At 43.7% G+C, this 22,338-nt stretch carries 18 protein-coding genes; 11 read left to right on the top strand and 7 right to left on the bottom strand.

Going from position 1 to position 22,338, the window contains the following annotated elements; all coding sequences use genetic code 11:
* Positions 1-27: 27 nt before the first annotated feature.
* Genes H8B17_RS02300 through mobA form a run of 7 tightly spaced genes read left to right on the top strand, consistent with a single transcriptional unit; the run spans position 28 to position 8,030 of the window.
* Positions 28-3,540, top strand: a complete 3,513-nt coding sequence (locus tag H8B17_RS02300; protein ID WP_190307546.1) for a nitrate reductase — start codon at positions 28-30, stop codon at positions 3,538-3,540.
* Complete coding sequence (locus H8B17_RS02295; protein WP_190307545.1) at positions 3,533-5,029, top strand: rubredoxin; 1,497 nt, start codon at positions 3,533-3,535, stop codon at positions 5,027-5,029. The genes H8B17_RS02300 and H8B17_RS02295 overlap by 8 nt, the downstream gene beginning before the upstream one ends.
* Before the next feature lies 1 nt (position 5,030).
* Positions 5,031-5,759 (top strand): sulfite exporter TauE/SafE family protein, encoded by a 729-nt coding sequence (locus H8B17_RS02290; RefSeq protein ID WP_190307544.1) that lies wholly within the window; start codon positions 5,031-5,033, stop codon positions 5,757-5,759.
* Positions 5,759-6,709 carry a GTP 3',8-cyclase MoaA gene (locus H8B17_RS02285; RefSeq protein ID WP_190307543.1) on the top strand — a complete coding sequence of 317 codons (951 nt, stop codon included), beginning with the start codon at positions 5,759-5,761 and terminating at the stop codon, positions 6,707-6,709. Before H8B17_RS02290 ends, H8B17_RS02285 begins: the two co-directional genes overlap by 1 nt.
* A 2-nt stretch (positions 6,710-6,711) precedes the next feature.
* Positions 6,712-6,948, top strand: a complete 237-nt coding sequence (locus H8B17_RS02280; protein ID WP_190307542.1) for a MoaD/ThiS family protein — start codon at positions 6,712-6,714, stop codon at positions 6,946-6,948.
* Positions 6,948-7,376, top strand: a complete 429-nt coding sequence (locus H8B17_RS02275; RefSeq protein WP_317170980.1) for a molybdenum cofactor biosynthesis protein MoaE — start codon at positions 6,948-6,950, stop codon at positions 7,374-7,376. The genes H8B17_RS02280 and H8B17_RS02275 overlap by 1 nt, the downstream gene beginning before the upstream one ends.
* 30 nt (positions 7,377-7,406) lie before the next feature.
* Positions 7,407-8,030: a molybdenum cofactor guanylyltransferase gene (gene mobA, locus H8B17_RS02270; RefSeq protein ID WP_190307541.1), complete on the top strand. Its 624-nt coding sequence runs from the start codon at positions 7,407-7,409 to the stop codon at positions 8,028-8,030.
* A 41-nt stretch (positions 8,031-8,071) separates the two neighbouring features.
* Here the strand turns inward: mobA and H8B17_RS02265 are convergent, their stop codons facing one another.
* A complete protein-coding gene (locus H8B17_RS02265) occupies positions 8,072-8,755 on the bottom strand; it encodes a Crp/Fnr family transcriptional regulator (protein WP_190307540.1) in 684 nt (227 codons plus the stop codon).
* A gap of 128 nt (positions 8,756-8,883) precedes the next feature.
* On the opposite strand from H8B17_RS02265, the gene H8B17_RS02260 reads away from it, so the two are divergent.
* Positions 8,884-9,237 (top strand): phage holin family protein, encoded by a 354-nt coding sequence (locus H8B17_RS02260; protein WP_190307539.1) that lies wholly within the window; start codon positions 8,884-8,886, stop codon positions 9,235-9,237.
* Here the strand turns inward: H8B17_RS02260 and H8B17_RS02255 are convergent.
* From H8B17_RS02255 to H8B17_RS02245, 3 genes are all read right to left on the bottom strand, one after another.
* On the bottom strand, positions 9,234-10,475 hold the full coding sequence (locus H8B17_RS02255) for a PepSY-associated TM helix domain-containing protein (protein WP_190307538.1): 1,242 nt from the start codon (positions 10,473-10,475) through the stop codon (positions 9,234-9,236). The genes H8B17_RS02260 and H8B17_RS02255 overlap by 4 nt on opposite strands.
* Before the next feature lie 99 nt (positions 10,476-10,574).
* Entirely contained in the window at positions 10,575-11,963 is a 1,389-nt protein-coding gene (locus H8B17_RS02250) for a hypothetical protein (protein WP_190307537.1), read from the bottom strand.
* Positions 11,964-11,970: 7 nt separating this feature from the next.
* Complete coding sequence (locus H8B17_RS02245; RefSeq protein WP_190307536.1) at positions 11,971-14,436, bottom strand: TonB-dependent receptor; 2,466 nt, start codon at positions 14,434-14,436, stop codon at positions 11,971-11,973.
* A gap of 263 nt (positions 14,437-14,699) precedes the next feature.
* Between H8B17_RS02245 and nagB the strand changes: the two genes are divergently transcribed.
* Entirely contained in the window at positions 14,700-16,622 is a 1,923-nt protein-coding gene (gene nagB, locus H8B17_RS02240; protein WP_190307535.1) for a glucosamine-6-phosphate deaminase, read from the top strand.
* A 71-nt stretch (positions 16,623-16,693) separates the two neighbouring features.
* Here the strand turns inward: nagB and H8B17_RS02235 are convergent, their stop codons facing one another.
* Complete coding sequence (locus H8B17_RS02235) at positions 16,694-17,581, bottom strand: helix-turn-helix transcriptional regulator (RefSeq protein ID WP_190307534.1); 888 nt, start codon at positions 17,579-17,581, stop codon at positions 16,694-16,696.
* Between the two features lie 304 nt (positions 17,582-17,885).
* On the opposite strand from H8B17_RS02235, the gene H8B17_RS02230 reads away from it, so the two are divergent.
* Positions 17,886-18,551 carry a peroxiredoxin family protein gene (locus tag H8B17_RS02230; protein ID WP_190307533.1) on the top strand — a complete coding sequence of 222 codons (666 nt, stop codon included), beginning with the start codon at positions 17,886-17,888 and terminating at the stop codon, positions 18,549-18,551.
* An 11-nt stretch (positions 18,552-18,562) separates the two neighbouring features.
* Here the strand turns inward: H8B17_RS02230 and H8B17_RS02225 are convergent, their stop codons facing one another.
* On the bottom strand, positions 18,563-19,426 hold the full coding sequence (locus H8B17_RS02225) for a DUF808 domain-containing protein (protein WP_190307532.1): 864 nt from the start codon (positions 19,424-19,426) through the stop codon (positions 18,563-18,565).
* A gap of 103 nt (positions 19,427-19,529) precedes the next feature.
* Between H8B17_RS02225 and H8B17_RS02220 the strand changes: the two genes are divergently transcribed.
* On the top strand, positions 19,530-20,951 hold the full coding sequence (locus H8B17_RS02220; RefSeq protein ID WP_190307531.1) for an arylsulfatase: 1,422 nt from the start codon (positions 19,530-19,532) through the stop codon (positions 20,949-20,951).
* Here the strand turns inward: H8B17_RS02220 and radA are convergent.
* Positions 20,940-22,325, bottom strand: a complete 1,386-nt coding sequence (gene radA / locus H8B17_RS02215; RefSeq protein ID WP_190307530.1) for a DNA repair protein RadA — start codon at positions 22,323-22,325, stop codon at positions 20,940-20,942. The genes H8B17_RS02220 and radA overlap by 12 nt on opposite strands.
* Positions 22,326-22,338 lie beyond the last annotated feature (13 nt).

Raw genomic sequence — 22,338 nt, 5'->3', positions numbered from 1 at the left:
TAGGAATTGATTTGCCTTTTGTCAGACATGAAAGAAACAGAAGTAACAAGTACCTGTTGTTATTGCGGTGTCGGATGTGGTGTGAAAATCCAGCTAGATAAACACAATGCGGTAACGGTAATAGGCGACGGAGAACATCCGGTTAATCGGGGGAAATTATGCAGCAAGGGCATGAATCTGCAGTACACGGTCAACGATAAGTCCGACCGTCTACTTTATCCGCAAATGCGATATCACCGCAATATGCCGATGCAACGGGTCAGCTGGGAAGATGCGCTCACCCGTACAGCCGCTGTATTCCGTACGATGATGGATAAATACGGTCCGAATGCGGTCGCCTTTTACGCATCTGGTCAATGCCTCACGGAAGAATATTACGTCATCAATAAACTGATAAAAGGCTTTATAGGCAGCAACAATATAGACACCAATTCACGCCTATGCATGAGTAGTGCCGTTGCTGCCTATAAAATGGCTCTTGGGGAGGACTCCGTGCCTATTTGCTACGATGATATCGAGCTCTCCGATTGCTTTTTAGTAGAAGGAGCCAACCCCGCTTGGTGCCATCCCATTCTCTGGCGTCGGGTAGAAGCACACAAAGCAAATCATCCACACACAAAAATCATTGTGGTCGATCCCCGGAAAACGGATTCGGCAGCTATTGCCGATCTACACCTACAGATCCAACCGGGTACAGATATGGTTTTGAATTATGCTATTGGCAGACTTCTGATTGAGCAGGATACTATTGATCACCATTTTATAGCGCACCATACAGCGGGGTTTGAAGATTACAAAGCACGTGTATTTGAGCGCACCGTAACGGAAGCGGCACGTATCTGCCGTATACCTGAATATGAAATCCGTCAAGCCGCAACCTATATCGGCGAATCGAAAACCCTATTGACCATGTGGACAATGGGGCTTAACCAAAGTGTGAAAGGTGTGGATAAAAATCTGTCGCTCATTAATCTAAACTTGATTACCGGAAAAATCGGTAAACCAGGCTCCGGACCTTTCTCGTTGACGGGCCAACCAAATGCTATGGGAGGCAGGGAGGTCGGCGGTCTGGCCAATTTGCTGCCCGCACATCGTGATCTGAAAAACGAGGCGCACCGGCAGGAAGTGGCTGATTTTTGGGGAGGAACTACCCTATCCGACAAACCGGGGCTTACCGCTACCGAAATGTTTGAAGCATTGGCCGACGGCAAGCTGAAAGCCGTCTGGATATTATGTACCAACCCATTGACAAGCCTACCCGATACGCGAACAGTAGAACAGGCCTTGGAAAAGGCTAAATTTGTCGTGGTGCAGGAGATCAGTAACAAGCCCCAAACCTTAGCTTATGCCGATGTCATTTTGCCCGCAGCTGCCTGGGCAGAAAAAGAAGGAACGATGACCAATTCCGAACGTCGGATCAGTCATTTACACAAAATCATCGACCCGCCGGGCGAAGCACTTCCTGACGCTGAAATTATTTGTCGTTTTGCCAAAAAAATGGGCTTTGCAGGTTTTGATTATCCAAACACCGAAGCCATATACAAAGAACATACGCGACTCACAGCCAGAACAAATCTGCATATCGAAGGTCTGGATTATACACAGATCGACAAACATAAAACCATTCAATGGCCTTACAATAAGCGGCGAAAAATAGGAACAACGCGTTTATTTGCCGATCATGACTTCTATACACCGTCCGGGAAAGCCATTATCCACAGTCCGGATACCGATCTGCGTAGCGAATTACCAGATGCGGCCTTTCCTTTTATTCTGACCACCGGACGCATCCGAGACCAATGGCATACGATGTCTAAGACGGGTAAAGTCAGTAAGCTGAAACAGCATATCAGCGAATCTCAGCTCGAAATCCATCGCGAGGATGCCGAACGGCTCGGCGTAACGGAGGGACAACTGGTCGAAATCACCTCACGTCGCGGTCATGTACGCGTCAAGGCCAGCCTCAGCACCAGCATAAAACCGGGATGTGTCTTTTTACCCATGCACTGGGGAAAGCTCGGTGACACGGACTTACATCGGGCAAATAACCTCACCAACCCGCTGCTCGATCCCATTTCAAAAGAACCGGATTTCAAATTCTGCGCCGTTCAGGTAGTTCCTTACGAGAAGCCCTTTGAGCGCATTGTGATTGTCGGCGCCGGTGCCGGAGCTTTCGGTTTCGTCAAAGCTTTTCGGGAAATCAATACAAGGGATGAGATAACCGTGATCAGCAATGAAAACCTGCCCTTTTACAACCGGGTCATGCTACCACATTATGTAAGCGGCGACCAACAATGGGAGGAACTCGTCAAAATGCGGGATGAGGAAGAAAAGAATGTCTACAACATTAACCATATCAGAGGCGTTACCGTGACCCGTATCGATCGCGAGCATAAATATGTCGAAGATTCCAGAGGAATAAAAACACCTTATGACACCTTGATTCTAGGCACCGGCAGTCGGTCGGCAATGCCCAAAGATATTCCATCGCTACCGGGGATATTCAGCATCAGACATCGGTCGGATGCCGATAATCTCCGTAAATTCCTCCGTAAGGACGCTTCTGTAGTCATTATCGGGGGCGGACTGTTGGGCTTGGAGATGGCGGCGAGTTTGCGGGAGATGGACGTACAGGTTACGGTTGTCCAGCGTGTTTCGCGTTTTTTGAACCGGCAATTGGATGTCCTCGGTAGTCAATTGCTCCATGAAGAGATGATTGACCAAGGCTGTGATGTCTTTTATAACGACGAGGTACAACTCTATTACGGCAGAAACAAAGTCAATAAGGTGGAATTGAAGAGTGGCCGACAGATCAAATGCGATGCCGTTATTGTTGCTATCGGTACAACGCCTAATATTGAGCTGGCAAAAGCCGCCGGATTGTACTGCCAGCGTGGCGTAGTGGTAAACAATAGATTACAAACAAGTGATCCAGCTATCTACGCCATCGGTGAAATTGCCGAATTTGAGGGGATCATGTACGGCTTTTCGGCTGCCGCCGAACAGCAAAGCGCTGTGGTGGCCCGTTATCATAACGGCGACATCGGTAGTATATATCCAGGTTCTGTCTTTATGAACATCATCAAAATACAGGGCTTCGATCTTTGTAGTATTGGCATCGTTGATTGTCCGAACGAGGAATATGAAGAGATTGTATTTATTGACAAGGCAAAGCGCTATTATAAAAAATGTATTATTCATCAAGATCGCTTAGTAGGCGCTGTACTCATTGGTGATAAGAATGAATTTCTAGAATTCAAAGACCTGATCACCAACAAGACAGAACTTAGTGAAAAACGGTTACAATTGTTGCGTAGCGGCAGTGCAAAAGAGCCGGTTATCGGTAAGTTGATTTGCAGCTGTAGCCAGGTCGGAGAAGGGAACCTGCAAAAGCTCATCCAATCCGGATGCACGGAGCTAAAAACATTATGCGAAACCAGTGGTGCCGGAACAGGATGCGGCTCATGCCGTCCGCAAGTGATGGCAATTTTGGATAATTTTTTGGCAGAAAAAGAAGAAATGGAGGTTACGAATGGCTAAGCAGATACAACAGGAATGGAAACGCGTGAAAATCAATCTACCTGGAGGCTATGTATCGGTGGGTGATTTCAAGGCCATACTGGAAGCAGCGCATGCGGCAGAGGTTAAAACCGTGAAGATCGGCACACGCCAACAACTGCTTTTTTCAGCCACTCCAACACAAATGGAAGACATCGAATATCAGCTCTTTAATCAAGAACTGCTGTATGAAGTAAATGAAAATCACTATCCAAATATCGTAAGTTCTTATGTGGCCGATGGTCTTTACAATCAGCCGCATTGGTTGAGAGAGGGAATTTATAAAGATATTTTAGCGTCCTTTGAATTTACGCCCAAACTAAAGATCAACATTGTAGATGCGAATCAGTCTTTTGTATCTTATTATACCGGTAATTTGAATTTTGTATCCTCCGGAGTAGGCAATTATTGGCATGTCTATATCCGATGGCCCAAAACAAATCAAGTAAGAAGCTGGTCATCACTCATTTATTCCATGGATATTGCCGCCGTCAGCAAGGAACTGGAAAGCGCCATAATGGATAACAAAGATATAGCAGAAGACGACATTGCTGCTGTATGTGTGGATCTGGAATTAAAAATTAAAGCGTCGGGTGCGTTTCATTTTCAACAAGTCCAAGAACCGCTAACGGAATCGGATTTCCGTCTTCCCTATTATGAAGGTTTTAACCCATATGACGATAAATATTGGCTAGGCATTTATCGGCCAGACGAGTGTTACACCGTTTCCTTTTTGCTGGACGTTTGCAACGTTTGCCAAACATCTCGGGTAGGTCAGATATATACGACGCCCTGGCGGTCTCTCATCATTAAAGACATCCGACAGCAAGATCGTAAAGAATGGGATATCATTCTCGACAAACACCGTATTAACTTGCGCCACGCCTCCAACGAGCTAAATTGGCAAATCGAAGACTGGTGCGAACCAGCGCTAAAGTTGAAGCGTTCCATCGTCAGGTATTTTGATCGCTGGAATATTCGAACTTACCGACTTTGTTTTGGCATTAAGATTGGATCAAACAGTGGCATCTGGGGTTCGATTATCATCAAACAGATCAACCATGGGAACAGTGAACCTTACTTCGATGTTTTCCACACGCAAGATTTCAAGGCCAACTCTTATAACCTCGTTCTCTATAAACAACGCGTAACAGAGAAATCGTTACCCGCCACGCTAAAAACACTTTGTGATTGCTTTTACGATGCCACATTACAAAACAGCAATCCGGAGCCTCAACATCATCCCTCCGATTTACCGGAGTTTTCGCATAGTGCCCCGCAGCAATCATTATTCCGCTGCCCACATTGCCTCAGTATTTATGATCCCGCTTATGGGGATGCATTAGCGTCAATAGAATCAGGTATCGCCTTCGACGATCTACCTGCAGATTATACCTGTGGTCTATGCGGTTCTCCCAAAAGAGAATTTATAGCATTTGATCAAATCAACACCACATCTTTAAAACATTGACATGGAACTCTATTATATCGCATTCGTCCTATTTGTTGTTGGTTTTTTGTATGCCTCGGTTGGACACGGAGGTGCCAGCGGCTACATTGCTGTCTTTTCCATCTTTTCCATTCCCGTAGCACAATACAAACCACTTATATTAATGCTCAATATGCTCGTTGCCGGCACAGGATTCTTTCAGTTTCGGCGTGCCGGATACTTCAGATGGTCTACCTGTTGGCCATTTTTGATCACCTCTATTCCAACGGCATTCCTAGGTGCACGGTATGCGCTTGAGGGGAAAGTCTATTTTGTACTACTTGGACTTGCCTTAATATTGCCTATCATCCGGCTGCTGGGGATAACACCCAAAGAGCGCCCAGAACGCAAAACGGTAAATATACCGCTGGCGTTACTCATAGGCGCCATTATCGGCCTCCTATCGGGTATGCTCAATATCGGTGGCGGTATCTTTTTAAGCCCGTTGCTTATCTTATTGGGCTGGGCCAATGCCAAGGAAGCTGCAGCTACCTCCGCCATTTTTATAACGTTAAATTCTTTCAGCGGCTTATTAGGTAATACCACCCCGATATACATCGATACATCCTTCGCCATCTGGTTTTGTGCGGCCGCTGCCGGAGGATTTACGGGCGCATATTTTGGTAGTGCGCGTTTTCCTATGGCAACTGTACGCACCTTGCTGAGCGTAGTGCTCCTGATTGCTTGTTGTAAACTATTATTTTTCATGTAATGCAAACATTGACAGACCCTATCGGAAGATCATTCAAAGTCCTGCGCGTAAGCCTGCTCGATAGATGCAACTTTGCGTGCACCTATTGTGTATGTGAAGATGGAATCACCTCAGCCATACCAAGGCCGGTTGTGTTGTCCAGCGATGAGCTCATTGACCTCATAGGTCGCTTGCACGATGTATTGCATCTACAGACAATCCGTTTAACAGGAGGTGAGCCACTGCTATACCCCGATCTCCCCAAATTAATAACGGGTATTCGACAATTGGGTATCCATGATATTAAGATGACGACAAACGGCTTTTTACTGGCGAAAAAAGTTACTTCTCTCCAAGAAGCCGGCCTTCGATCCATCAATGTCTCGCTAGATGCATTATCCGAAACTCCCTTCTTTAGGGTCACAAAACGGGCGGGTGTAAAGCAGGTGATCGAGGGAATAATAGCCGCAAAAAAAATAGGGTTGGAGGTAAAAATTAACACGGTGATTATGGCCGGTGAAAACGATAAGGAGATCCTGCCTTTACTAGATTTTGCCTTTAGACATGGTATTAAAATACGCTTTTTGGAATTGATGGGCATGGGCCATCTATTTGGCGATACAGACAGCAAGTTTTTCTCGAGGCAAGCCATGCTGGAAAGAATAAGTAGTGTCTATGCAATCGACGAACAGGCAAAGAAATACGGAGACACCGCAACGTACTGGAACACCGCTTGCGGCCATAGCTTCGGGATCATTGCCAATGAAAGCCATCCTTTTTGTGCCGACTGCAATCGTCTGCGATTAGACGCTCAGGGAAATATTTATGGCTGTTTAAGTAGTAATACGCCCATACCTCTTCGGGAGGTCAGCAGTCAGAAAGGATTGGAAACGAGTTTATATGCAGCACTCGGGCAAAAACAAATGCAGTTTTCCGGAAGCGAAATAAGTATGTTGACAATTGGAGGATAAATATGATTACTTTGGAATTTTTTGCGGGATTGAAGGATTATTTCCCTTCCGTTATGGAGGTCCAAGAGACCCCAAAAGACATCAATCGTTTACGACGTTACCTGATTGATCAGCAATCATTTGCCACAACATTATTGGAGCAATGTCGGTTTGCGGTAGATGATACGTTTGTGCAGGAGGACTACCAGCTTCGTCAGGGCGATCTTATCTTAGTCATTCCACCTAGTAGCGGAGGCTAATGATGACACATCTTAGCACCGAAAAAATTGATGTAATGGCACTTTGGAAGCAGGCTCATCATCCAGAAGCGGGGGGAGTCGTGCTGTTTAGTGGCGAAGTACGGAATAACCACCAAGGAAAGGAAGTCTCGCACCTTTCTTACGAGGCTGCCGAGCAGATGGCCAACAAGATGATTGCGGCATTACTGGATGAGGCAAAACAACGTTGGGGACTACAAGTTGCAATCGCCGTCCATCGTTTGGGCAAAGTTTCAGTCATGGAAACAGCAGTGGTGGTCATTACTGCTGCTGCCCATCGTGAGGAAGCCTACGCAGCCAATCAGTATATCATCGACCGTATCAAACATCATGTACCGCTATGGAAATGTGAGCATTTCGTGGACGGTGAGCGGGCCTGGGGAGGACATTGCTCCTGTCAACAGAAGTAAATGGACGACATGGAAATCTACTATTTATCAATGGAAAACACAGCACACACATTGTTAGGATTAGTGCTATGCGGAGGTAAAAGCAGCCGTATGGGAACCGACAAAGGACAGTTACGCAAGGATGGCTGTACCTGGGCCAAACATATGAGCGACAGGTTAGAAAGTCTGGGCCTGGAAACCTATTTCTCTATTAATCCGCTCCAGCAGAGCACTTATCGTCAGCTATTTTCTTCCGAAACATTGATCATCGATCAAGTCGATGTAAAAGGCCCTTTAGCTGGTTTGTTGAGCGCTCACCAACTGTTCCCCAAAGCAGACCTCTTCGTGCTACCCTGTGATATGATCGATATTGAAACGCCACTATTACAGCGACTGTTGGACATTCGTCGGCAGATTGTGGGGGCTGACGTATATCTGTATACGAAAAATGAACAGGTCGAACCCTTGTGTGCCATTTATACCGCTTCCGGACTACAGAAATTATTCCTCGATTACCAACATGGGTACCTGACTAGCTTTTCCGTAAAACGTGCTATAAAAAATCTTTGCGCGGTAAAACTCCCTTCTTCGGGGAATGCGAAAGATTTCCGGAACTACAATACGCCCGATAGTATCCGTAAATGGCAAAAGACCGAAATAAACCATAATCTATAATACGCTCACGTTCTAGCCCATTTCATCGTCAACCGCATCTATTACGATTTACTATAACTAAGAAGTTTTGCCCTATCCTTTATTTTGACACACTTATCAACCGACTCTATAACGCCCTCTGTCACCAACTCGGTCATCATGCGGTACACACTCTCGTAAGTTGATCCCACATAAGCCGCCAAATCTGTCTTAGACAGCATCAATTTAATATATCCCTCGTTATCCGTACCCATTTTCTCCTCCAACTGAAAAAAACTCCATGCAAGCCTTCCTTTAACCGATAAATGAACCTGATTAGTCGTTTTTCGTTCAGAGAGCTGTAGTTCATCTGCATAAAACAGCAGCATGGCGTACGTTAATGCGGGATTCGTTCGCAATAATTTTTTAAAAAAATCGAAGGGAACAAAACACAGTACACAATTTTCTAAACAAGTAGCCGATATCGGAAAAATAGGTTTATCTCCCGGCATACCACGATGTCCTATAATCTCTCCTTGGTTAGCAAAACGTACAATACTTTCTTTATCTCCATGTCTTTTATGTACTTTGACCAATCCTTCTTGCACAAAATACACCCCTATAGCTTCCTCTCCTTCATTAATGATTTGCTGTCCCTTTTTTGCTTTGATAACCTGTCGCCGGATATCGATATTTTCCCACCAATCTCGCCCAGCATGGCGGCACATAAAGCAAAAATGATCGCAATTATTCAACTTTTTGCTCATCTATTTAAATTAAGAAATTAATTCACCATTTACAATATTAATCTTTTATGAGCGCTAAACGAATAAGCACTATTAAGAAAGTTCCACCCTTTGGCACTTTTTTTGAGTTCTTTGTGAAAAAGAATCAGATGAAATTTATTATCAGTTTATTACTTACAGGTGCCGTGGTTGCTATTGCGGCCTATATTGTTCCAGGAGCTGCCGTTGCCAATTTTTGGTGGGCGATTATAACCGGACTGGTTATTGGATTAGTAAATGCCATTGTGGGAGGCATTTTGCGATTATTTACTTTCCCTTTAAATTGGTTGACATTTGGGCTTGTCTCGTTTATCATCACCGTATTAATGATCCTGTTGAGTGATAAGCTTATGGGGAGTAAATTTGAAGTCGACGGTTTCTGGACAGCTACATTATTTGCGATCGTAGTGGCAATTATTGAAATGATTATCGGCAGTATCGGCGGCAAAGAAAAAAGACGTTAAAGCCGGGCTTTGCCTTTCTTGCCGTTCTTTTTCTTCATTTTATTTATCCATATAAGTACGCCGGTTATCGGAAGTGATGTTGCTACCAAACAGCCAATAAAATATAGGAGCTTAGTAAACGGTCCATATACATCTCCTATATGTAGTGCTTTAATGGAGCTACCGATACGGTTTCGAAAGGATTTTTCCCGGAAGATATCTTTCTCTAAGACTTCACCGCTATATTGATCTAGCGTTAGCCTGTCACTTGCTGAAGGCGCAAAGAAACCTACTTTATTCTTTATGATACCAACGGTTCCGATACTGTCTGAGGCAAAATTAATCGTGATATCGCCATCATAAGGCAACACGTTATTCACCGTCAAAATAGTTTCTTCTACGGTCATAGCACTCTTCCCGTTTATAATCGTCGATATAGGCTTCAATTTTTCTTCCTTAGGGGTATTCGGGTTCTGATATGTTCCCCATGTCTTCTGCCAGCCCTCTCTATACCATTCGAACGACCAAAAAGGCCCTGTTATCGCCATAAGAAACAGTATGAGCCAAGTATATAATCCTAACGTATTGTGCAAATCATGGTTTACCCGTTTCCAATTAGCCGTCCAACGGATTTTAAAACCATTCTTCCATGCTCTCATTTTTTTCGGAAACCAGATGATTAATCCGGTTAGCACACCCAATAAAAACAACAACGTCGCTGTACCGGTAATCCAAGAACCCAATTTGCGGTTTTCTATACCCTCGATAATAGGGTCTTCAATCTCATTTAACAATAACCAGCGGTGCAAACCAAACATTTTTCCCATAAACTCTGCTGTTTTCGTCTTCACATTGGACGGGTCGCCAAGCACATCTCCTGTATAAGGGTTGACCATCATTTGATTGGATCGGCGACGACCTCTCCCACCCCCACTTTCTTCCTTCGATGGTTTGTTATACAAAACAGCAGCCGTCCTCCCTTCGTTGAAAGGCACGCTAACACCGGTTATTTTTCCTTTGATAGCGGGTTTCGCCAACGTCAATAAGGAATCGAGAGATAACTTTTCTTGTACCTCTTCGACGTTATAATACTCCGATAATGCAGCTTCCCGAAGTTCCGTATTGTATACATAAATCGTTCCTGTCAGACACACCACAAAAACGACAATACCCGATATCAAGCCTCCCCACAGGTGGATATCGTTGAAAAACTTTCTGACTTTCGACCAGATTGAATCGCTCTTTGCTTTTTTACTCATTGTGTTCACTTTCCCTTTGCTATCTATAAAAGAACAAAAACAGGAGAAGCAGTCTCTACTTCTCCTAATTTTTATCAGAAATTTACTTTTATATCAGCATTAGTACGCGCCGATATAATAACTTCCTGATTGATTTTTAAGCCTTGCTCCTTTGGTAATACTTCCTTCTTTCCAATTAATCAAATAAAGATTCCCATCCACACCATTTGGTGTCATCGGAACGTATACATAATCGCCTGCAACACCGATATTCTGAAATTGGGCGAAAGTACCGTCTATATCGTCGTTGCCCGAAAATCCAACATCAGATTGATTATCTGTATTCAATGTTTTCCCGGTTCCTGCAGTTAAATCAATAAGCGCAATATAGCCACCATCTGTATTTTCTCTGGTGTACAACACGACCCCTACGCCATCATTTACATAACGCCATGCGGAGATGTTGGCATCATTCACGCCCAAAGCCGTTCTAAGGTCAAACACATAACCATCATCGTAAGTATTCGTTTCGCTACTGATACGTAAAATTTTGTATCCACTTCCGTGTGAAGCCGCCGCCTGATATACATGGTCATCATCGCCCACATATTGCGTCATCGTCCTATAAGAATGGTTGTTCACATCCGCTTGCGCCGAATAAATCAACTTCGGATTGGTCAACGACGGATAGTCTACAACCAAAGTTGCCGTGCCTACTTCCCTTGTTGCTGCTGGCCATGACTGCGAACCTCTACTGTTTACGGTCGACTTCTTGGTCACATCCGAGCGGGTCAAATTACAGCCGATAAACACTTTCGTCTTCGCAGCATTCAATACAGGCACATCAATACGTCCGATCTGGTAGCCCGTTTTTGTCTGCTCGTCGGTAAAAGGAATAATGAACTCCGTTTGGCGAATAATTTCCGGGTTATCCAAATCTAGAACGGCGATTTTCGCCGTACTTTTCACGTCGATAAAATCAGCGCCTGCACCCTCAGCAGATGCTTCCACCTCCGCCGATGCATAGACCCCAATACCGATACCGGGAGCGGCGAGTACCCAACGAGGAGAAGACCCTAAAATAGGCTCTGTATTCACTTCCTCAAAAGTATCTTCAAAAGTATCTCCGCCTCGAACACGGTATTTGTTAAAAATTCCGCCATCATTTCCGGTATATTGAATATTATACAAAAAGTTTCCATTCGCGGACCCCTGCACACGTGCCGTACGTTGTGAGCGCAAAGGATAACCTACTGTATAGACGTCAACCTCAAAGTTTGGGTCAGCAGCCTCTTCTAGCGTTAACGCATAAGCCATTGTTCCACCATTTCCGGCGGTGCCTTCCGCATCCGGAAAAGCTTCTGTTATTGTAACGAATTCTCTATCCCAGACATCCGGACCGGAAACTTCCTGAGTATTATCGTCTGGACCATCATTCTTTTCGCAGCCCACCAGCGCAATCGCTAATACCGATCCTAAAGCTATGTTCTTTAAAAATTGTATTTTCATATTATCGTTATTTAAAATTGTTTATTGTATAGTTTAATTTTACATAGAATGCCCGCCCAGGCTTTTGCACACCAAAGTTGTCATACACCTCTGCATTAAAAATATTTTTCGCGTCTAGGCTGGCGACCAGCTTTCCGCTAGGAAAACGATAACTAACTCCCAGATCATGCGCAAACTGTGTCGGGGTCGTAAACCATTCCGACTCCACCCAAATCGTACTGAAGGGTGCCACATAGCCCATGTTATAATATAGATTCATCGCAGAATGACGTTGAAATAAATTTCTTAGACGATATTGTACATTTCCATTGACCGTAAAAAACGGTTCATTCGGCACCTGCAAGCCATATAGGCTATGCGGCTTGCCACGTTCGTCCTGCTCCACCTTAAACAAGGAGTTGAACTTGGAGAAATTAAGCATTGCATTCAGCTTATTGTCATAGATATAATTGACTTCTCCTTCAAATCCCATCGATTGCGTTTTTGCCAAGTTAACGAACTGCGTCACTTGTATATCTTCGACCTGATTCTCTCTTCCCTCTAACACCGGATCAACACGGGTCTGTAAAATGATTTTATCGTAGCCATTTCGCCAGAAAAAATTCCCGTACAGTGCCAGTTTATGCTTACCAAAATCGACCAATCCGTATCGCGCACCCAAATTATAGTTAATGGCCATTTCCGGCAAGATCCCCGGATTAGGCAATAAATTCATCTCGGGTTCTCCATATATATGTCGTTCTGTAGGCATAATGTAAGCTTTCTCCGCCGATATAATCACAAAACCATCCTTTATTGCCTGGTAGGACAAAGTTCCACCGAAACCTTTGTTATCATTTGTCGATTTACGCCGGTCATACCGCATCGTTCCATTAACATCTTCAACAGGGATATGCTGTATGCTGTGGTAGCGCATGTACTTCCCGAAGAGGTTGGTTCGTAACTTCCCATCAAGCAATTCAGTTTCATAATTCGCCGAAAAAATATTAGTCGTCAAATCACTGTTTGTAATCCAACGGCTCCGTTCGACGTGCAATAGATCCTGATCGTCTCTTGATGTACTTTCAAATTTATGATTGACAGACAGACGGTGTCCCGGATATACCATGTAAGCTAAATTAGAGCGGATGTTGGTAATCTTACGGTCTATATCAGTCATCACCGCCTCGCCCTGTTGCCCCATTCCCGGTTCGTAAGGATAAGGCTTCACCTCGCCGCTGCTATTGGGTGGAGCCATTAAAGGTGTTCCATCCCAGTTGTACTTTCGGCTAACGGTATCTTGCAGATACGTATTACGCATACTATGCACCGCATTCACTTGGAGCGACAGGCCATTCAGCAATAGATTGTTTTTATGGTAGTTTAAGCTGAATACGTGCGCCTGATAGTCGTTAAATCGTCCGAAATAGGGCTTAGTCATGGTAATACCATGTGGTATTTCCTTATAAGAATCAGATACATTATAACCTACAAAGAATTGATCTGCCCAACGAACATCCGTAAAGCCGAGTTCAAATCGTCCCCCGATCGTTCTAAATTCATCATTTGGCCGTTTCGTACGATAGTACCTGCTCACCCGACCGTTAGGGAGCGTGTATTTCGAAAACTTGCCCCACATCTCATAATCATTGTCCGAGTGACTATAAAAACCAGAAGCACGAAACGTAAGCCCATTTTTTTGGTTACGATACAGTCCACCTATATCCGCGCGATACGTATTAAACGACCCATAGGAAACCGACGCAGTGATATTATTGGCAGACGCATCCTTTTTCATGACGACATTAATCGCACCACCGATATAATTACCAGATAAATGCGAAGGAAGTACCCCCTTATAAACTTCAATGCGCTCAATCATCGCGGGCGGAATGTTATTGAGGTTAAAGGAAGAGCCGTACGTCGATATCTCGATACCATCCAGAAACAAGCCAATGGTACTGCCTGACATACCATTCAAATTATATTCGATGGGCGAACCCTCCCCTCCATTCTGCCGAACACGCACACCAACAGCGCGATCTAACAGTTCATTTGTGGTCAGGTTTCTAAGAGATGCTTCTTTTGTTTCGATAACCGCTACAGCAAAACCACTTGTCTCCATATCTTTTTTCTCCGTCATCCGACTTACTTCTACACCTTCTATCGCGATATCACCGGTAGATGATACAGATATAGAAAAATCATGCGTGGGTTTATCTATTTTTAACCGAACAGTTTTAGGTTGAATCTCAATAGCCGTCACTTGTATTTCCTGATTACCATAAGGCACATTGGGTAAGGAATAATATCCATTCTTATCAGACATACTACTGATAGAAGTACCTTTCACCGTTATCGTAGCATGGCTAACTGACTCTCCAGATTCTATATGGACTCTTCCTTTTACGATACTTTGTTGTCCAAATGCGACAATGGAAGACAAGATTAATAAACAGCTTACTATATAACGTATAAATCCCTCTAATTTCATTTTAGAACTGGTCTAAATAATTCGCTGCAAATATAGATTTATTCTAAATAATAAAATGACGGATTCGGAAAATAAACATTCAAATTCGGAAAATGGATGGGTATGCTAATTAATTTTGTTCATGACGTTACGTTTGAACAACCGATTGCGATCCCTATTTATGCTTTTTTTTGCACGATTTCGCCTAGTTTCTTCGATTCAGATGGGTTTTATTTTTAAATTTGTTAGTTCAGGTTGTAAACAATATAATTATTCCTTATTCAATGGCAAGATTAAACTTATTGGAGGAGACTCGTTTTGAACGTGTACCGGTGAAGGTATATGCTAATCAAGAAGAGGCCTCTGTGGATGTTGCTAATCGTATAGCTAACATCATCAAACAAAAACAGGAAAAGGGCGAAATGGCCGTTCTCGGTCTAGCCACCGGCGCTACCCCTGTTAAAGTCTATAAAGAATTGGTTCGTCTTCATACAGAAGAGGGACTAAGTTTCAAAAACGTGATCACATTCAATTTGGACGAGTATTACCCTATGAAACCTGATGCTCCCCAAAGTTATGTGACCTTTATGAACAAAAATTTGTTCGATCATATTGATGTTCCTAAAGAGAATATCAATATCCCCGACGGCACATTGCCTGAAGAAGCGATTCACACCTATTGCGAAGCTTATGAACAAAAGATATCGAATTTAGGCGGTATTGATATTCAGCTTTTGGGTATCGGTCGAACGGGACATATTGGATTTAATGAACCTGGCTCAGCACCGAACTCGGGCACCCGTCTGGTCGTATTAGATGACTTAACCCGTCGTGATGCATCCCGCGACTTTGGCGGTAAGGAGAACGTTCCCACAAAAGCCCTAACAATGGGCGTAGGAACAATCTTCAAAGCGAAAGAGATTGTACTCATGGCTTGGAATGAGAAAAAAGCGGAGATCGTCAAAAAAGCGGTGGAGGGCGAAATTTCGTCAGACATCCCAGCGACATACCTTCAGCTTTCCAATTCTGTAGAATTTATATTGGATACGGATGCGGCATCGCAATTGACCAGATTTTACTTACCCTGGCTGGCCCATGAAGTAAAGTGGACGGATACCCTCATAAAGAAGGCGGTTGTGTGGTTATCATTGAAATTGAATAAAGCCATTTTGAAGTTAACAGATGATGACTATAACAATAATGGTATGGCACAATTGGTGACAGAAAAAGGCCCAGCATATAGCATCAACATCAGAATATTCAACGAATTACAACACACCATTACTGGTTGGCCAGGAGGAAAACCCGGCGTAGATGATACGAACCGACCAGAAAGAGCGGAGCCAGGACGCAAAAACGTTATTTTATTCTCACCTCATCCGGATGACGATGTTATTTCTATGGGAGGAACATTCATCCGTTTGGCTGACCAAGGACATAATGTGCATGTGGCTTATCAAACTTCAGGTAATACGGCTGTTTGGGACGACGACGTATTACGATATCTAGAATTTGTTCAAGACTTCGCCGTCGCTGTGGATGACGACAACGGGGTTACGGCCAACGTGTATAAGGAGGCGAAAGAGTTTTTCAAAACAAAACAGCCAAATCAGGTTGATCCAGAAATCATCCGTACAATTAAGGCCTTGATCCGCAAAGGGGAGGCAATCGCAGGCGCACGTTTTGTAGGACTCCCAGACAGCAACATTCATTTTCAGGACTTACCTTTCTATGATCGCGGAAAATTTTCCAAAGAGGTTTCCTATGAAGACGATATCCAGCAAACAATGGTGTTGCTCCAGGCGGTGAAACCGCATCAGGTATTTGCTGCCGGGGATTTTGCAGACCCGCATGGAACACATAGAGTATGTTTTGATATCATATTCGAGGCTCTGAAACGCTTATCGAAAACTGATGAATGGACAAAAGACTGTTGGCTGTGGCTGTATCGTGGAGCTTGGCACGAATATCCAATTCACGAAATCGAAATGGCAGTTCCACTCTCTCCACAAGAGGTGAAACGCAAGCGGCTTGCCATTTTCAAACACCAATCACAGAAAGATGTCCCTGTATTTCCCGGCGATGACCCCCGCGAATTTTGGGTGCGTGCAGAAGATCGTACCAGTGAAACTGCCGAGCTATATCATAAATTAGGGCTGGCTGATTACGAAGCAATAGAAGCTTTTGTAAGATGGAAGTTTGAATAACTACTATAATAAGGAGTAATAGGCGGTGGTGTGCGTTCACTAAACGCTTATTACTCCTTACCTAAAACCAATTACAAACACCCCAAAACATATTCAAAATCTATCAAAATTTCAGTTCCTTGTTGGATCAGAAAGCCATATTTTAGCGAATTTGGAATAAAACCAAAATGCCTTTTAAAGGCGGTAGTGAAATGCGTGGAATGCTTATAACCCGTCATCCGTGCAACATCTGATACCAAATAATTGCCTGTGAGAATGAGCTCCTTTGCATATTCCATTTTTTTCTCGACAACATAATTCATTACCGTTGTACCGAAATACTGCTTGAAGTATTTTTTTAGATACTGCATATTTGTTCCGACCTGTTTCGCGAGCGCTGGAATACTATGATTCTTAGATAGATCTTCGTCAATAATCTCTTTGACTAATCGAATTTTTTCATAATGTTCCTTCATGACAATTACCTGCTGTGTATCTTTACTGTCTACGCCTAGCAATTGTATCTGATGAAATATAACTTCCAAAATAATCAGTTCCGAACGCATACGATAGAGTAAATCAGTTTCTGGTAACCCATGGAGCTGCTCAAATAAAAATCGGAAGCGCGCATCGCTTTTCGTCATAAAACCGTTTGCAAATCTCGCTGATTCTTGCTGATATTTATCGTGAAAAAAATGAAGATTTCCGGGCGGAATCAACACAACTAACAGATGATTACTTTCATCCTCACTTCGTATTTCAATAGTGCTATCTGCGTCAAGATAGTGAATAACGTTATGCCCCTCTGGTAAAATGCGCGAATTATCGGATAACGTATAATGAATAATTTGCGAACAATTATAAGAGAGAATGTTAATATAACAAGCTTTCGTTGTTTCATAAGAAAACAGTACGTTTCCTTTAATATATTGATGCTGAAAGGCATATTGTGTCATCTTCCATGCACAACTATTCTCCATTTTATTTAGATTGATTCTATGCAGGCAAATATACTCATATTTTTATTATAGCCAAATCCGGGACGGGGGAACGCTTGATACACCTTCTATATCGATTATCTCTTAAAGTAGATCTTATAGGGGTATAATAAGGTATTAATAGGGGTTAAGACCCTATTATACCCCTACTATACCCCTATTAACCCCCTGTTAAATCCCTATAAACATATAACCAAGGGATAAGCATATGGAACGTAAGTTTATAACTCTGTTATGCAGCTCTAAAAAACTTCACGTATCTTTGTAGGAATAAATCAAGATGATCATGAAAAAATATATAGCGATATTCTTGTTCACGATACCTGCTCTCCTTTTAGCTCAAACCAAAGAAGAGCTTATTACGCAGGTCAAAGCCAATCCCTCGAGTATCGAAACACTGAGAACTATACAACGAGTGGGCGGATACAATCCCGATTATAAAGAACTGCGAAAATTATTTAAAGGTTTAGATAAAACTGTACGCCGGTCGGCACAAGGCAAGCAATTCGGCTATTATCTTAAGCGTTTAGAGAATTCTTCTGTGGGTAAAAAAGCACCTGCCATCACGCAGCTTACCCCAGAAGGTGAACCTTTCTCGCTTTCTGATCTTCGTGGTCAGTACGTCTTAATCGAATTCTGGGCCTCTTGGTGTCCGGATTGTCGTAGAGAAAACCCCAATTTGGTCAAGACATATGCTGAATTTAAGGATAAGAATTTTGAAATCTTAGGGGTTTCTTTTGATCGTAAACTTGACGATTGGGTCGCTGGTATTGAGAAAGATAAATTAACCTGGAAACATATCTCCGATCTACAATCGTGGCAGAATGCCGCAGGAACGCTATATGGTGTGCGTGCGATTCCACAGAATATTCTCGTTGATCCCGAAGGCATCATCGTAGCGCGCAATCTGCATGGGGAGGAATTGAATACGAAGTTGAGGGAACTGTTATAGCGAGCAGCGCGTTACGCTCTGCTCTTCATAAAAATTTTTTTTACTGCTGTAACTAAGCCTACCAAAAGTATACCAGCGACTAAACCAACAACAAATTCCTTTAATATAGCTGGCAACGCAGGAAAAAGATGGTGGATGTAGTCTATATTGTGCACAAAAATACCACCGCTCACCAAGACTAATGCAATGGTGCCGATAATAGACAGTCCTTTGATCACAATGGGCAAAGCCTTCACCAATAACTGTCCTAAGTGGAACAAAAACCCCTTGTTATCGCTGTACTTAATCAACCGATAACCTGCATCATCCATACGGACAATAAGTGCCACAATACCATATACGCCCACGGTAGCCAAAAGGGCCACCACGGAAACAGTTAAAATCTGTATGGCCAAACTCCTGTCGAGCACAGTACCTAATGCTATAATAACAATCTCGACGGAGAGAATAAAATCGGTTGTTATTGCCGATCTGACTTTTACCTTCTCCTCCCCACTACTCTCTTCCTCTTTCTTTTCCACAACTGGTGTCGGCTTCGACCGATGGAAAAAGTATTCAATAATCTTCTCTACGCCTTCGTAGGCAAGGTAGCATCCTCCTAGCAACAAAGCTATCTTAATGGCTATTGGAAAAAATGCATTTAACAATAATGCGACTGGGACAATGATGAGTTTGTTTACGAATGAACCTTTGGTAATTGCCCAGAGTACAGGTATCTCCCTAGAAGACAAAAAACCTGTCGCCTTTTCTGCATTGACCGCTAAATCATCACCCAATATCCCCGCTGTTTTGCGTGTAGCGACCTTAGCTGCTACTGCAACATCATCCATTAGAGCTGCAATATCATCTAAAACTGCAAAAATACCTGACGCCATATTCTTCGTATATTGTATATAGAAAATAAAAATAAAAAATAATCTTATATTTAACATGGTCATTATAAATTTTCATGTCGCATTGTGGGTAAAATTTTATGGTATGAATTCAAAAAGCCGTTTGTTAAGTACGTTCCTGTTATTCAGCTTGATCCTTCCTGTAATGTCGCAGCATCGACAACCAAATATCGTCCTTATTCTAGCCGACGATCTGGGTATCGGCGACATCGGCCCTTATGGACAGGAAAAAATTAAAACCCCAAATCTCGATAAACTTGCCAGCCGCGGTATGCGATTTGAAAACTTCTACTCGGGCACATCCGTATGTGCACCTTCCCGTTCCGCGTTGATGACAGGACAACACACGGGACATACCTACATCCGGGGGAACAAAGAAGTCCAGCCGGAAGGACAGGAACCATTGGCCGATAGCATCGCAACGGTCGCCCTGTTGCTGAAAGAAGCCGGTTATACTACAGGGGCCTTTGGAAAATGGGGATTGGGCATGGTCGGCACGTCTGGAGATCCGTTAAAAAAAGGCTTTGATGAATTTTTCGGCTACAATTGTCAACGCCAATCACACCGCTATTATCCTACTCATCTATGGCATAATAGGGAAAAGGTAATGTTGGAGGGAAACGATCTACAGCAAAAAATACACTACGCACCCGCGCTAATCCAACAAAAAACACTGGCTTTTATCGAGGAAAATCAACAAAAACCTTTCTTTCTTTTTGTACCTACAGTCCTTCCGCATGCGGAATTAGCTGGGCCTAACGATGGATTCTATCAGCGATATAGCACCAGCTTTCCGGAAACGGCTCATAAGGGTAATGGTTATGGGCCAAATGCCACCGTTTCCGGCTATGCATCCGTTGAAGAGCCTCGCGCAACTTTTGCCGCTATGGTTAGTCGACTAGACAACTATGTGGGGGAAATCATTGCCAAGTTAGAGGAACTGGGATTATCGGACGATACCTTAATTATTTTCACCAGCGATAACGGCGCACATCGCGAAGGTGGTGCAGACCCCGATTTTTTCAACAGTTCGGCTGGTCTAAGAGGATACAAGCGTGATCTTTACGAAGGAGGTATAAAAGCCCCAATGTTAGCCGTGTGGCCGGATAAAATAAGTCCTGCAAGTACAACACCGCATCTCGCTGCATTTTGGGATGTACTACCAACATTCGCGGAGGTTTCGGGCGTTTCGATACCCGATTTTACAGATGGGATTTCGATATTACCCACGCTCACCGGAGAAGGAAAACAGCACAAGCATCAGTACCTGTATTGGGAGTTCCATGAAGACGGAGGAAGACAAGCGGTCCGTGCGGATAACTGGAAATTGGTAAGACTTAAAGTTAAAGACGGAAGTCGAACCACCGAGGAGTTATACAACTTAAAAGATGATCCGACAGAGAGCAATAATATCATTCGCAAGCATGGCAAAATAGCCAAAAAACTCGGGATATATATCGATGAGGCTCATCAAGAGAGCCCTATCTTTCCTCTTTTAACCGAATAAAGCGCTAAATAGATTCTCTAAGGTTGCTAATGGGCGGATAGCGATATCGTACTTTTTCGCATCCAATCCTTTCGTATTATATTTCGAAATAAAGATTCCTTCGAATCCCAATTTTTCTGCCTCTGTAATTCGCTGTTCTATACGGTTTACCGCGCGAATTTCACCAGAGAGACCGACTTCTCCCGCAAAAGTGACTTGCGAGGGGAGCGGGATATCCTGTTGGGAAGAGATTAGCGCAGCTATGACAGCTAGATCTATAGCAGGATCTTCCACACGTAATCCTCCGGCTATATTCAAAAAGACATCTTGTGCACTAAGTCGGAAGCCGAAGCGTTTTTCTAAAACCGCAAGCAGCATACTTAAGCGTTTCGTGTCGAAACCGGTCGACGTTCGCTGTGGCGTTCCGAAAGCGGAGTTACTCACCAAAGCCTGCACTTCAATCATCAACGGACGCATTCCTTCTAACATCGCAGCAATTGCCACACCGCTGACAGGCTCGTCGCGCTGAGAAATCATAATTTCAGAAGGGTTTGAAACCTCCCGAAGGCCCGACCCCTGCATTTCATATATTCCAAGTTCCGACGAAGATCCAAAGCGGTTTTTAACGGCGCGTAATATTCGGTAGACATGGTTTCGATCACCTTCAAACTGTAGTACCGTATCGACCATGTGCTCTAATACTTTCGGTCCTGCGATAGAGCCGTCTTTGGTAATATGCCCCACGATAAATACGGGAGTACTGGTTTCCTTCGCAAAGCGCAAAAGCTCTGCGGTGCATTCCCGAACCTGAGATACAGATCCAGGAGCCGACTCGATGTGCGATGAGTGTAACGTTTGTATCGAATCAATGACGACGATATCGGGCTGTACAGTCTCGATTTGTTTAAAAATCTGTTGCGTGGATGTCTCCGTGAGGATATAGCAATTCGCCTTGGAGCTCTGTGACAACCGCTCCGCTCGCATCTTGATCTGCTGCTCGCTTTCTTCTCCGGAGATATAGAGTGTTTTTACTTGAGGTATACTCAACGCTAATTGCAACATCAGCGTAGATTTTCCAATCCCTGGTTCTCCACCAATCAAAACAAGTGACCCCGGCACAATTCCGCCCCCAAGCACGCGATTGAATTCTTTGTCGGGTGTGGTTACGCGTTGCTCGTCCTGATAAACTATCTCATTGATAACCGCCGCCTTACTCGATCGACGGGACGTACTCGGCGTAGACGTACTCCGCCATTCCGGCACCTTCGAGCCGGTTTTTTCCACCACTTCTTCAACAAAGGCGTTCCATTGTTTACAAGACGGGCATTGCCCCAGCCATTTAGGCGATTCGTACCCACAATGCTGACAGAAATACGTTGATTTTGCTTTAGCCATTAAGCGAAAATAA

The organism is Sphingobacterium arenae (assembly GCF_014692505.1).
Classification (GTDB): Bacteria; Bacteroidota; Bacteroidia; order Sphingobacteriales; family Sphingobacteriaceae; genus Sphingobacterium; species Sphingobacterium arenae.
This window is presented reverse-complemented; position numbering and strand designations above follow the sequence as displayed.